The organism is Fructilactobacillus myrtifloralis (assembly GCF_024029335.1).
Classification (GTDB): domain Bacteria; phylum Bacillota; class Bacilli; order Lactobacillales; family Lactobacillaceae; genus Fructilactobacillus; species Fructilactobacillus myrtifloralis.
Genome location: NZ_CP097116.1, coordinates 865,072 through 879,166, shown reverse-complemented (window position 1 = coordinate 879,166; position 14,095 = coordinate 865,072). Strand labels below are relative to the sequence as shown.

General features: G+C 47.6%; 7 protein-coding genes, 3 rRNA genes and 1 riboswitch. Of the genes, 7 read left to right on the top strand and 3 right to left on the bottom strand.

Translation table 11 applies throughout. The annotated features are described in order from the left end of the window. The first annotated feature begins 92 nt into the window (after positions 1–92). The 4 genes from M3M35_RS04460 (at position 93) to M3M35_RS04445 (ending at position 6,076) form a co-directional block, all read left to right on the top strand. On the top strand, positions 93–1,481 hold the full coding sequence (locus M3M35_RS04460) for a DUF2252 domain-containing protein (protein WP_252749478.1): 1,389 nt from the start codon (positions 93–95) through the stop codon (positions 1,479–1,481). Continuing rightward, entirely contained in the window at positions 1,471–3,603 is a 2,133-nt protein-coding gene (ppk1, locus tag M3M35_RS04455; protein WP_252749477.1) for a polyphosphate kinase 1, read from the top strand. Before M3M35_RS04460 ends, ppk1 begins: the two co-directional genes overlap by 11 nt. A gap of 117 nt (positions 3,604–3,720) precedes the next feature. Further along, positions 3,721–5,214 (top strand): phytoene desaturase family protein, encoded by a 1,494-nt coding sequence (locus tag M3M35_RS04450; protein WP_252749476.1) that lies wholly within the window; start codon positions 3,721–3,723, stop codon positions 5,212–5,214. Next, positions 5,207–6,076, top strand: a complete 870-nt coding sequence (locus M3M35_RS04445; RefSeq protein ID WP_252749475.1) for a phytoene/squalene synthase family protein — start codon at positions 5,207–5,209, stop codon at positions 6,074–6,076. Before M3M35_RS04450 ends, M3M35_RS04445 begins: the two co-directional genes overlap by 8 nt. Positions 6,077–6,117: 41 nt before the next feature. Here M3M35_RS04445 and M3M35_RS04440 read toward each other — a convergent pair whose 3' ends face one another. Next, positions 6,118–6,654, bottom strand: coding sequence for a folate family ECF transporter S component (locus M3M35_RS04440; protein ID WP_252749474.1), 537 nt, complete (start codon positions 6,652–6,654; stop codon positions 6,118–6,120). Positions 6,655–6,696: 42 nt separating this feature from the next. Further along, positions 6,697–6,794: riboswitch (THF riboswitch) on the bottom strand. A 404-nt stretch (positions 6,795–7,198) separates the two neighbouring features. Here M3M35_RS04440 and M3M35_RS04435 point away from each other — a divergent pair. From M3M35_RS04435 to rrf, 3 genes are all read left to right on the top strand, one after another. Next, a 16S ribosomal RNA gene (locus tag M3M35_RS04435) occupies positions 7,199–8,774 on the top strand. 212 nt (positions 8,775–8,986) lie between these two features. Then, positions 8,987–11,902 (top strand): 23S ribosomal RNA (locus M3M35_RS04430). Between the two features lie 69 nt (positions 11,903–11,971). Beyond that, positions 11,972–12,088 (top strand): 5S ribosomal RNA (gene rrf / locus M3M35_RS04425). The 16S, 23S and 5S rRNA genes sit together here, the layout of an rRNA operon. 82 nt (positions 12,089–12,170) lie before the next feature. Here the strand turns inward: rrf and M3M35_RS04420 are convergent. Continuing rightward, positions 12,171–13,286: an enolase C-terminal domain-like protein gene (locus M3M35_RS04420; protein WP_252749473.1), complete on the bottom strand. Its 1,116-nt coding sequence runs from the start codon at positions 13,284–13,286 to the stop codon at positions 12,171–12,173. Next, positions 13,283–14,095 carry a 2-succinyl-6-hydroxy-2,4-cyclohexadiene-1-carboxylate synthase gene (gene menH, locus M3M35_RS04415; RefSeq protein ID WP_252749472.1) on the bottom strand — a complete coding sequence of 271 codons (813 nt, stop codon included), beginning with the start codon at positions 14,093–14,095 and terminating at the stop codon, positions 13,283–13,285. Before menH ends, M3M35_RS04420 begins: the two co-directional genes overlap by 4 nt.

Here is a 14,095-nt window from a genome sequence, read left to right as displayed (position 1 = left end):
AGGACTTAATTTAATTTCCTTACGGTTGCTGTGATTGTTATAATAGTAACAAAGCTTGGCCACAATGGCTGCAAAAGAAAGGATTTCATCCCATGAGCAAAAAAAAGTTAGTCCCTTATGAATTTAATCAAACTGATATCACCACCCAAACCGATACCGAGTTAATCGCGGAAGGTCAACGGTTAGGGTTAGATAAAGACTATGCCGACATTGCCGGTTACAAACCCCACAAACGGAACGTGAAAAAAATCATGGACGTGCGGAATTCCCTCCTGTATAAGAAATTATTGAAGGTCAAGCGGGAACGGATGTCTGGTTCAGACTTTGCCTTTTTCCGAGGTACGGTTGATATTATGAACTATGATTTAGATCGTTATCCCAATAGTGGAATCAAAACCTTGATTGGTGGGGATGCACACCTGGGGAACTTTGGTTACTACGGTTCGTCAGAAGGCCAGTTACTCTTTGACATGAATGATTTCGATGAATCCCACGTGGCCTTTTGGGAATATGATGTTAAGCGTTTGTTAGTTAGTGCCTTGTTGGTTGCTAAACAACAAGGGTTTGACATTTCTAAAGATGTGAATCCTTTCTTACATAAGGTTATGCAAACGTACTTACGGACGTTAGTGCACCTAAAGAACTTACCGGCCATGGAACGGTTTATCACACCGAACACGTTACACAACATTTCGTCCACCTTTGATGCCATTCATGACGACCGGGATCAATTTGACCAGTCGTTTGCTAAAATCGTTAGTAAAACGGTCGAAAAGGCGGTTCAAAGCAATTCCGACTACGCCGTGCAAAAGTACACGGAGGTTCAGGACGGCAAACGGCGGTTTATTGAAAATGCCCCGGTTACTAAACACGTTGGAGATAAGACTTACCAACAGTTGACCAAGGGTTATTACGAATACCGTCACCACGCTCGTAGTGATGTCCACCAGTTCCTGTCCCAATTCCACATCGTCGACCTTGTCCGGCACAGCGTGGGGGTCGGTAGTGTCGGCACCCTGTGTTACCTGATGTTATTGGAAAATGGGAGTGGGGATTACCTAGTCCTACAAATTAAGCAGGCCCTCCCGATTTACCAAAACTCGGAAATTTACGTTAACAAACGGCATTCATCTGGAGAAGAAATCGTGAACTGTCAACGGGTCTTGCAAAGTTCTTCGGACCGCTTTTTAGGGTACTTTGATACGAAGAAGTACAGCTTTTACGTGCGGCAGTTTAAGGATATGAAGGGCTCCGTTAAGCTTAACAAGTTAGACTGGGCTGCTTATTGTGATTACGTATCTGTATGCATGAGTTTGTTAGCGCGGGCCCACAGTCAGTCATCAACGTACCCAATGATTATTGGATACTTACAGAGTCAAACCTGGATGGACCGGGCCTTTGTAGACTACGCCAACCACTACCTGAAACAAGTTGAACTAGACTACCACACTTTCACTAAGGGAGAAAAACATGGCAAGTGAAATTAATTACGATGGCAAATGCTATAACCGTGATTTAAGTTGGCTGTTGTTTAACCGGCGGGTGATTGAACTCGCTAACGAGACGACAACCCCGTTTTTAGACCGGTTCCGGTTCTTAGCGATTGCCGCGAACAACCTTGATGAATTTTACAGTGTGCGGGTTCCAAGTCTGCAAAGTCAGATGGAACTCACGCACGATGGCGTTGAAGAAAAATCGGGGTTACACTACTCCAAGATTTTGAAAAAGCTCCACAAGCGTAACGAAAAGAACTTTCAAATTCAGTATGACTACTTCAACCGGCTCAGTGAGCAACTACCGGCAGAGCAGTTGGGGCAGTTTGTGACCTATGAACAGCTGAACCCACACGAACGCGAACGTGCTGATCAGGTGTTTGACCAACGGATTTTGCCGTTTTTGAGTTTTACCACGTATGACGACAATTACAACCTTGATTATTTAAAGGATAAGCGCATGGCGCTTGCCGTTAAAATGAAAACCAAGGGCAAACAACGGATTCGGATCGTACCGGTTCCCTTAGAAGTGCGCCGGACTATCCGGCTCACGTTGGAGGACCAGTTGTACTACCTGCGGGTGGAAGATTTGATTCGGCATAATTTAACCAATCTCTTTGACGACGGCAAGATTGAACGCATCCTGACTTTCCGAATTAATCGGGATTTGGACGCTTCTTTAGACGTGGATAAGGATGATAATAACCAGGATACGATTAAGAACCTGCGCCACTATTTAGCTGACCGAGAAAAGGGGCGGATTACGCAGTTTGCAATCGAATCCTTGCCTGACGTGGACAGTGCGTTCATTAGTGAATTCATTCAAAAGTTTAAAATTGATGAGCAGGCGGTTTACCGAATTCCGGGACCGTTAGACTTAACCTTCTTACTGCCCCTCTTAAAACCGTGGAAGAAGGCCCAGCCAACGTTAGTTTATCCCAAGTTTACGGCCCAGCAATGGACGGCCCAGCAATCGATGTTGCAGTATTTACAGGAACATGACCTATTACTGCAGTATCCGGATGATTCCTTCGACCAGTTTTTAACCTTTTTGCGGGAAGCCATCGCTGATCCACAAACAATTGCGATTAAACAAACGATTTACCGGGTGGCAGATAATTCCGCGGTCATTGAACTACTGAAGGAAGCTGCCCAAAAGGGAATTCAAGTTACCGTAATGATTGAGTTGCGGGCTCGATTTGACGAAGCCAATAATTTGAAGGTCACTAGTGAGCTAGAAGACGCGGGCTGTAACATCATCTTTGGAAAGAAATATATGAAGGTGCACAGTAAAACCTGTTTGGTGCTAACCAAGGATGGCGTGGACCCAGCCGGGTACGTCCAGATTGGAACGGGAAACTATAACGAAGCTACGGCCAAGGGCTTTGTTGATTTAAGCTTGTTCTCTAGTCGGGCGGACTACGTTAAGGACCTGGCCGCCTTCTTTAATTACTTGGAACAACCGGGCGCTCAACCACCAAAGTACAAGTCGTTGGCAGCGTCTCCACACCGAATCGAGGACATGGTAATTCAAAACATCCAAAAGGTGAAGGAATACTACCAAGCCACCGGGCGGGGACACGTCTTTTTGAAGGTTAATTCCCTGACGGACGTTGACGTGATTGCCGCAATTTATGATGCTGCCCGAGTGGGGGTTCCGTTCCGCTTGATTGTGCGCGGGGCCTGCTGTCTAGAGGTCGGTGTCTGCGGGCCGCGGGAAAACATCGTTGTTTCTAGTGTGGTTGGACAATTCCTTGAACACAGTCGTATCTATGCCTTTTATGATGAGGGTACTAATTTGTGGATTTCATCTGCAGACTTGATGACCCGGAACATGGATAACCGGGTTGAACTGGCTGCTCCGGTGTTTGATCCAAAGATGCAACAACGCTTAGAACACATCATTGCCATATACAGTCAAGATGACGTGGACGGTTTCTTCATGAACCAAAAGGGGAAGTACTTTAAGTATGAGAGTCCGAAGGGGCACTCAGCGCAACAAACCTTTTTGCATGAGTTGGCTGACCGGCAACAAGCCACGGCGCCCAATGCTGTGCAACGAGCATGGATGCATGTTACTGATTGGTGGCACCACCAGCGAAAGCACTAAAGACTGAAAAACGCCGTACGTGCGTTATAATAAGGCTATTAATCAGTTATTACTCAATAACACAAAAAATCGGAGTGGGCACAAGGGCCCCCTCCGATTTTTTAAAGGAGCTGAAAAATGAAGCAAAAAATTACGGTAATTGGTGCTGGGGTTGGGGGCTTAACCGCTGCACTGAAACTTCAAGCGCACGGATATGACGTAACGATCTTGGAAAAAAACCACCACGTTGGCGGCAAGATGAACCAACTCAAAGTGGATGGTTATCGTTTTGATATGGGGCCGACCATCGTGATGATGCCGGACGTTTACCGGCAACCCTTTGTAGAAACTGGGGCTGACCCAACGGATTATTTTACGATGCAGCGGGTAGATCCGTTTATGACGGTCCAAATTGATGACGAACGGTATCCCATTTCGAATGATTTGGTGCAACTTACGAAGCTGTTTGAAACAAGCAGTGATGCGGATATGGCCGGTTTTTTAAACTATTTAGCGGATATCTACCGAAAGTATTTGAATGCAAAGGATAATTTTATTGATCGTAGTTTTCGGTCCCCCCGGGACTTTTTTAACCTAAAGACCCTAAAACAAGCCTTCCAGCTGAAAACTTTTTCGTCCTCTTATCACGATATGCAAAAGTTTATTCCGAACCAACACCTGCAATATTTATTGTCGTTTCAAACGTTGTACATTGGGATCTCACCCTTTAGTGGGCCCTCCATTTATAACATTATTCCGATGATTGAACTGCTTTACGGAGTGTGGTTTATCGACGGGGGCATGTACCAGTATGCAAAGGCTTTAGAACGCCGGTTTACTGAACTAGGTGGGACCATCGAACTCGGCCACCCCGTTGAAAAGATTGTCACCGAGCAGGATCAGGTTGTCGGTGTGCGGGTGCAGGGATCGGTGCGTTCTACGGACGCAGTGGTGGTGAATGCCGATTATCCGTATGCGGTTGAAACCTTATTGAGTCAGGATGCCCAACGCCGTGAGCACGTTAGTCCACAGCGGGTTAACCAAAAGCTACAGTATTCAATGTCTTGTCTGTTGCTGTACCTCGGAGTTGATCGGAAGTATCAACAATTAGGCTTGCATACGATTAAAATGGCCAGTGATTTCAAGCGCAACTTGAGTGAAATTGAAACCGGAGTTTTACCGAGTGATCCATCTTACTATCTGTATAATCCTAGTGCCCTTGATGATTCGTTTGCACCGGCCGGATGCTCATCTTTGTACGTACTGGTCCCAGTGGCCAACTTGCGGCATCAGCACCTAACTGAAGCAGAAGCGCAAACGTATGCCCAGCAAGTGATTCAGCAGGCAGAACAGGATTTTGCGTTAACCGACTTAGCGAACCACGTTCAGGTACAGCGGGTCTTTACGCCAACGGACTTTGCAGAACTGTATAACAGTAAGTATGGAACGGCCTTTGGCTTGAAACCAACCTTACGCCAGAGTAACTACTTTCGGCCTCACAATAAAGCGCGGCGAATTCAGGGTCTGTATTTTGCCGGAGCTAGTACGCATCCTGGAGCTGGAGTGCCCATCGTGATTACCAGCGGGGAACTGGCTGCCCGAGAAGTGGAACGAGATGGTTCAGATGACTAGAGCGGAAAGGTTAGCGCCCTATCTAGCAGAGATGGCTGCGAGTGAACAAGTGATTAAACAGCAGTCGACCACGTTTTACTATGCTTTTTCGCAATTACCGGCTTATCAGGCGAAGAGCATTTTTGTACTGTATGATTTTTTGCGACAACTGGATGATGCGGCGGATACCAAGCAAACGGAAGCATTTACGCGGTTACGTCAGCTGTGGCAGACCGTGAAGTTAGGGACACCCCAGACCCGGTTAGGGCGTAATTTACTGCTGGTGTTTCAGACGTTTGCAATTCCGATGCAGTTAATGGACGAGATGATCCAGGGCCAAACCCATGATTTACAGCATCAACCCATCCGGACCTGGGCAGATTTGCACCATTATTGTTACTTAGTGGCTGGAACGGTGGGGTTAATGATCATGCCAATTTTACGGGAGCATTCCTTGACGACCACCGAGCGAGCTCATGTGATTCGAGTGGGGATTGCGTTACAACTGACTAATATTTTACGCGATGTGCAGGAAGATTATCGCAAGGACTATGTTTATTTACCCCAGGCGGTCCTTTTTCAAGCTGGGATTGATTTAAAGTGTTTGAACCATACCCAGCGCAAGTTACCAACTGGGTTAGTTCACATCTTAAAATTGTTGGGCAAGCAGGCGGAGCATGATTATCGGGTTGCCCCAGCGGTCATCAACCTGGTTCCGGATTCTGCGGGTCGGGTAGCTTTGGCACTCGCAATTAATGGGTATGCTGCGATTTTAAAGCAACTCCGTCGGCGTAATTACAATGTTTCGCTGGGCCGGGTAGTAGTTAGTAATCGGGTCAAGGCGTGGTTATTAGTCCGGGCCAAGTTACGATATGCAATTTAAAAAAGATCCAGAACTACCACCAATAGTCCTGGATCTTTCTTTTATTTAAAAATTTGTGGTTTAAAGCTTTGAATGGTTCGATTATTGAGGACCCAATACAACAGAATTACTTGAATTGGGTAAGAAATTAAATTTTTCCCCAGCCGCAGACCAAGGAAGTAGGAAAAGGGGGTCTGGGCAATGATGGAAACCCACCATGAATTTAATAAGAGATTTACGAAAATAGTAATGATTGCCACTGTGACTAGTACCCGAAGCCAGCTGATGTGACTCGGTTTAAAAAAGGCCACGCTGTAAATCAAACTTACTAATACGGCCGAGAGGGCAAAACCCGGGAAATAGGGTTGCCCACTGAAGAGGGTCGCGATGAAGTCCACGATGATGGCAACTCCGGTTGACCAAAACGGACCATACCATTTGGCGATTAGAGCAATTACGATAAAAGTGAAGGAGAAGCGGACGCTGCTACTCCCGATGGAAAAGCGGCCGATGATAATTTCTAAGGCCATTAAAATTGCAAGGTAGGTCATACCTTTTAAACTTAAGGGGCGAAGGCCCCACTTCTGTAAATAATTCATTTTGACATCTCCTGACTGGAGCTGCCACCAAATGGTGAGGTCAGTGGCGAATGCGGAAATAACATCGCAAGCAGTCTGCTTTTCGTCCGGCGTTCACATTCCGTTCCGCTGGCACTTAACGCGTTAAATCCTACTCCAAAAAATTTGGTAATACCGAAGTGGTACCTTTCCAATATACCACGATTTAGGGGAAATGGTAAAAAGCACGGGAACTTAGGGTTGAAAACTTCAATCAATAATTTTGACTTTTTTTGACCAAAGGGGTTGACGGATTGATTGGGGCTTGGTATAGTAATGCTTGTCGCGAAGTTAATGGATTGGTTGGTAACCAGTTTAATTGGAAACCACCCTTGACTGACCCGGCTAAACATGGTATATTAATAAAGTTGTCAAGTGATTGATAACTGAGTAGTTCTTTGAAAACTGAACAAGATTTTGATTACAAAAGTGTAAGGAATTTTTAAACGTAAGTTTAAAAATTAAACAATTGCGAAGTCAATTCGCTTAAAGAAAAAAATCAAGTAGAGCTAGTAAAGTTCTCATTTAAAATGAGAGTTTGATCCTGGCTCAGGACGAACGTTGGCGGCGTGCCTAATACATGCAAGTCGAACGCGGTCTCCTAATTGAAAAACCGTGCTTGCACGGGTTGGATTTTAGATCGGACCGAGTGGCGAACTGGTGAGTAACACGTGGGTAACCTGCCCAGAAGTAGGGGATAACACCTGGAAACAGATGCTAATACCGTATAACAACTAAAACCACATGGTTTTAGTTTGAAAGCTGGCCTTCGCGCTAGTGCTTTTGGATGGACCCGCGGCGTATTAGCTAGTTGGTGAGATAATAGCTCACCAAGGCGATGATACGTAGCAGACCTGAGAGGGTAATCTGCCACAATGGGACTGAGACACGGCCCATACTCCTACGGGAGGCAGCAGTAGGGAATCTTCCACAATGGACGAAAGTCTGATGGAGCAACGCCGCGTGAGTGAAGAAGGGTTTCGGCTCGTAAAACTCTGTTGTTAGAGAAGAACGACTGTGAGAGTAACTGCTCACGGCGTGACGGTATCTAACCAGAAAGTCACGGCTAACTACGTGCCAGCAGCCGCGGTAATACGTAGGTGGCAAACGTTGTCCGGATTTATTGGGCGTAAAGCGAGCGCAGGCGGTTTTTTAAGTCTGATGTGAAAGCCTTCGGCTTAACCGAAGAAGTGCATCGGAAACTGGGAAACTTGAGTGCAGAAGAGGACAGTGGAACTTCATGTGTAGCGGTGAAATGCGTAGATATATGAAGGAACACCAGTGGCGAAGGCGGCTGTCTAGTCTGCATCTGACGCTGAGGCTCGAAAGCATGGGTAGCAAACAGGATTAGATACCCTGGTAGTCCATGCCGTAAACGATGAATGCTAGGTGTTGGGAGGTTTCCGCCTCTCAGTGCCGGAGCTAACGCATTAAGCATTCCGCCTGGGGAGTACGACCGCAAGGTTGAAACTCAAAGGAATTGACGGGGACCCGCACAAGCGGTGGAGCATGTGGTTTAATTCGATGCTACGCGAAGAACCTTACCAGGTCTTGACATCTTCTGTTAGCCTAAGAGATTAGGTGTCCCCTTCGGGGGCAGAATGACAGGTGGTGCATGGTTGTCGTCAGCTCGTGTCGTGAGATGTTGGGTTAAGTCCCGCAACGAGCGCAACCCTTGTCTTTAGTTGCCAGCATTCAGTTGGGCACTCTAGAGAGACTGCCGGTGATAAACCGGAGGAAGGTGGGGATGACGTCAAATCATCATGCCCCTTATGACCTGGGCTACACACGTGCTACAATGGACGGTACAACGAGTCGCGAAACCGCGAGGTCAAGCTAATCTCTTAAAACCGTTCTCAGTTCGGATTGCAGGCTGCAACTCGCCTGCATGAAGTTGGAATCGCTAGTAATCGTGGATTAGCATGCCACGGTGAATACGTTCCCGGGTCTTGTACACACCGCCCGTCACACCATGAGAGTTTGTAACACCCAAAGTCGGTTGGATAACCGTTAGGAGTCCGCCGCCTAAGGTGGGACAGATGATTAGGGTGAAGTCGTAACAAGGTAGCCGTAGGAGAACCTGCGGCTGGATCACCTCCTTTCTAAGGAATAATACGGAACCTTACGCCGATCAAAGTCTTGTTTAGTTTTGAGAGGATTACTCTCAACTTTCGTTCTTTGAAAACTAGATAATATTATTTTCTGTAAGAATTATATTGTTAATATAATTTCAACCGAGATCAACCATTGTGTAATTTGAGTTTTTTAATAGTTTGATCGCTAAACTCAATGATTTATAATCCGCAGGATTATAGGTTAAGTTAAGAAGGGCGCATGGTGAATGCCTTGGTACTAGGAGCCGATGAAGGACGGAACTAACACCGATATGCTTCGGGGAGCTGTAAGTAAGCTTTGATCCGGAGATTTCCGAATGAGGAAACTCGATTAGTGTCATGACTAATCACTGCGTAGTGAATTCATAGCTGCGGAGAGGTAGACGTGGGGAACTGAAACATCTAAGTACCCACAGGAAGATAAAGAAATTTCGATTCCCATAGTAGCGGCGAGCGAACTGGGAATAGCCCAAACCGAACCTTCGTGGTTCGGGGTTGTAGGACTGAACATTTGAGTTACAAAAGAATTTGATAGCTGAAGCAGTTGGGAAGCTGCACCAAAGAGAGTGATAGTCTCGTAAGCGAAATTGAATTCCCTCAGTTCAGGATCCTGAGTACGGCGCCACACGTGAAACGGCGTCGGAATCCGGGAGGACCATCTCCCAAGGCTAAATACTCCCTAGTGACCGATAGTGAACCAGTACCGTGAGGGAAAGGTGAAAAGCACCCCGGAAGGGGAGTGAAATAGTTCCTGCAACCATGTGCCTACAAGCAGTTAGAGCCCGTTAAGGGGTGATAGCGTGCCTCTTGTAGAATGAACCGGCGAGTTACAGTTGCATGCAAGGTTAAGCCGAAGAAGCGGAGCCGTAGCGAAAGCGAGTCTTAAGAGGGCGAATTAGTATGTTGCCGTAGACCCGAAACCAGGTGATCTATCCATGTCCAGGATGAAAGTGCGGTAATACGCACCGGAGGTCCGAACCCGTGTACGTTGAAAAGTGCTGGGATGAGGTGTGGATAGCGGTGAAATTCCAAACGAACTTGGAGATAGCTGGTTCTCTCCGAAATAGCTTTAGGGCTAGCCTCGGAATTAGAATCATGGAGGTAGAGCCACTGTTTGAGCGAGGGGTCCGTCTTGGATTACTGAGTTCAGATAAACTCCGAATACCATTGATTTATGTCCGGGAGTCAGACGATGAGTGATAAGATCCATCGTCGAAAGGGGAACAGCCCAGACCGCCAGTTAAGGTCCCTAAATATATGCTAAGTGGAAAAGGAAGTGGAGTTGCTTAGACAACTAGGATGTTGGCTCAGAAGCAGCCACCATTTAAAGAGTGCGTAATAGCTCACTAGTCGAGTGATTCTGCGCCGAAAATTTACCGGGGCTAAGCATATTACCGAGACTGCGGACGCAACTACGTTGCGTGATAGGAGAGCGTTCTAAGGGCAATGAAGGCAGACCGGAAGGACTGTTGGAGCGCTTAGAAGTGAGAATGCCGGTATGAGTAGCGAAAGATCAGTGAGAATCTGATCCACCGAATGACTAAGGTTTCCTGGGGAAGGCTCGTCCTCCCAGGGTTAGTCGGGACCTAAGCCGAGGCTGAGAAGCGTAGGCGATGGATAACAGGTTGAGATTCCTGTACTAGTTAATTATGTTTGAACGATGGAGGGACGCAGAAGGCTAGGTTTAGCATACGATTGGAAAGGTATGTTCAAATCGTGAGTCAGGTAAGGAGTGAAATGCTTCTCACTGGGTTGACAAGCGATGATGAGGATCGAAATTAAAGTAGAGAAGGAACCGATGTCACGCTGCCGAGAAAAGCTTCTAGTTAGTAATTAACTACCCGTACCGCAAACCGACACAGGTAGTCGAGGAGAGTATCCTCAGGTGAGCGAGAGAACTCTCGTTAAGGAACTCGGCAAAATGACCCCGTAACTTCGGAAGAAGGGGTGCTGACCGTCAGGTCAGCCGCAGTGAAGAGACTCAAACGACTGTTTATCAAAAACACAGGTTTATGCAAAATCGTAAGATGAAGTATATGGGCTGACGCCTGCCCGGTGCTGGAAGGTTAAGTGGAAAGGTTAGCTTCGGCGACGCCTCGAAATGAAGCCCCAGTAAACGGCGGCCGTAACTATAACGGTCCTAAGGTAGCGAAATTCCTTGTCGGGTAAGTTCCGACCCGCACGAAAGGCGTAACGATTTGAGTACTGTCTCAACGAGAGACTCGGTGAAATTAAGATACCTGTGAAGAAGCAGGTTACCCGCGACAGGACGGAAAGACCCCATGGAGCTTTACTGTAGCTTGATATTGGGTGTTTACATAGCTTGTACAGGATAGGTAGGAGCCATTGAAACCGGGACGCTAGTCTCGGTGGAGGCACCCGTGGGATACTACCCTTGCTATGTGAACACTCTAACCCTGAGCACTCAGCGTGCTCGGAGACAGTGTCTGGTTGGCAGTTTGACTGGGGCGGTCGCCTCCTAAATAGTAACGGAGGCGCTCAAAGGTTTGCTTAGAATGGTTGGAAATCATTCTGTAAGTGTAAAGGCAGAAGCAAGCTTGACTGCGAGACTGACTAGTCGAGCAGGGACGAAAGTCGGACTTAGTGATCCGGTGGTACCGTATGGAAGGGCCATCGCTCAACGGATAAAAGCTACCCTGGGGATAACAGGCTTATCTCCCCCAAGAGTTCACATCGACGGGGAGGTTTGGCACCTCGATGTCGGCTCATCGCATCCTGGGGCTGTAGTTGGTCCCAAGGGTTGGGCTGTTCGCCCATTAAAGCGGTACGCGAGCTGGGTTCAGAACGTCGTGAGACAGTTCGGTCCCTATCCGTCGCGGGCGCAGGAAATTTGAGAGGAGCTGTCCCTAGTACGAGAGGACCGGGATGGACATACCGCTGGTGTATCAGTTGCGCCGCCAGGCGCATTGCTGAGTAGCTATGTATGGATGAGATAAACGCTGAAAGCATCTAAGTGTGAAACTCGCCTCAAGATGAGATTTCCCATTCCTATATGGAAGTAAGACTCCTGAAAGATGATCAGGTCGATAGGTTAGAAGTGGAAGCGTAGTGATATGTGAAGCGGACTAATACTAATCAGTCGAGGACTTAACCAAGGAAGAGCAATGGTGACTCAGCAGAAAATAATATTAGCTAGTTTTGAGGGAACGAAGTTCACTCAGAAGTGTGGTGGCGATAGCCTAAAGGATACACCTGTTCCCATGCCGAACACAGAAGTTAAGCTTTAGCACGCCAAAAGTAGTTGGGGGATCGCCCCCTGCGAGGATAGGACGTTGCCACGCCAACTAAAAGGCGCTTTCGAAGCAATTCGAAGGCGTCTTTTTTGTGTTGATTTAATTTTGATTGGCTTAGCAGGTAACGAAGTTAGGCAAAGGTACTCGTGGCGCCGGTTTGTAATTCTTGAATGGCTTCCCAATCAAGGGTTACCCCAATCCCAGCGCCTGTTGGTACGGGAAGGTATCCATTTTTAACGGTAAGGGGTTCCTTAATGATTTCTTGTTCAAAGTAGTGATTACTATCAGCAATGTCAGCAGGAAAAATCGGTTGGGGGAGTTGCGCTGCCAAAGCTAGATCAACGGAACGCCCGAGCCCGCTACCTAACATGCCTCCAATCCACGGGAGATAAGGGGTGTTTAAGAGATAACGCATGGCTTCCATTGTTTGGGTAATCCCCCCTAATTTACTGGGTTTTAGGGTATAGGCTGCAGCGCTTTGCGCTTGCACGGCCCTTTGGATATCGGAAAGGGTGTTGATACTCTCATCAAGGCTAATTTTTAGATGTGGTAACTGAGCTTGGAGGTTAGCATAGGTTGACCAACTAGCATCATGGAGTGGTTCTTCAATCAGACTAAGACCGGCGGCATCTAGCTGTTGTAACAAGTCCGTAGTGGTTGGAGAGGGCGCAAACGCAGCGTTCGCATCAAATGAAATTAATTGGTGCGGGAACGCAATCCCTAATTTATGCACGAGCGTTAGGGTCGTCTTAGGATCCTTAGTCTTTAATTTTAAGCGCCGGTAACCAGCGGCGAGTTCTTGGTCAGCTAACCGGATCGTTTGCTGGTAGTTTTTTTGAATTCCGAGAGCCACGCTAACGGGAACTAGTTGCACGGGATTCCCGAGGAGCTGGGCCAGCGGTTCGTGCAGGAGTTTTCCATAAGCATCCCAAATTGCCATTTCTACCCCCGCTCGGGCAAACGAGGTGAACTTAGCTAATTGACGCTGTAAATCTTTGGGGGTTTGAAAGCTCCGTTTCACTAAAAAAGGTAATCCTTGCTCTAGTTCAGCTTGTGCCGCTGCTTGGGTTTGGGGCGCGTAGGTTGCGTCCGGCAAAGCCTGGACTTCACCATAGCCCGTCACTCCGTTCGTCATGTTTATTTCAATTAGGATCAGCGGTCGCTCCGTCATTTGACCGTGATTGGTGCTAAAAGGACGTTTGAGCTGTAACGTTAAGGGGCGTAATTTAATTTGGTCAATTTTCATTCTGAGTCACCTTTCCCTAGCTGATTTAAGGCCTGCGTGTAGGCACGAGGACGTTCAAAGTGAACGTTATGACCTGTGGCTGGATAAACTAGCTGCGTTGCCCGTGGAATCGTGTTCGTAAGGGACCGCCCGAGCCGGGTAAATTTCTGATCTAATTCACCAGTAATGATAGTCGTTTCTGGTTGTAATTGCGAAAGATGTGGCCAGTGGTTGGGCATGGTACCAGTCCCAAAGTACCGGAGGGAGTTCGCCATGTTATCCGGTTGGTGGGCACACCGCATCTGATGCATGTGGTGTTGCTGGGATTTGGAAACGGCCCGCTGACTCTGAAACAGGGGTAACTGCTCCCAGTTAGTTACAAAGCTTGCTAATCCCTGGTGCTCAATCAGTGCGGCTTGGTGAGCATCGGATTGTTGGCGCTGGCGGCGAGCAGTCGAATCCTGAATGCCGGCGGTCCCGCTCTCTAAGATGAGGTGGTGAACTAGCTGGGGAGCGGTAAGGGCGAAACAGAGGGCTAAGCGGGCCCCCATTGAATAACCAACGATGTTAACGGGTTCCCGGCTTAATTGGGCAACGAGCGTTTGAAGGGCCTCAACCTGGCGGTCTGCCATAAACCCTGTTGCTGGAACGACCGAATCGGTTGGCCGAAAGCCGTACAACGTGATGGAGTAACTGGTGCCGCGGGGACGAATGGAGGTAAAATCCTGCCCGGTGCCTAAAAAGCCGTGGAAAAAGACCCATGTGGGGGATCCCGCGCCCTGAACGTCAATTTGATAGGAATATCCAGCATAAGTAAAGAAGCGTTGCAT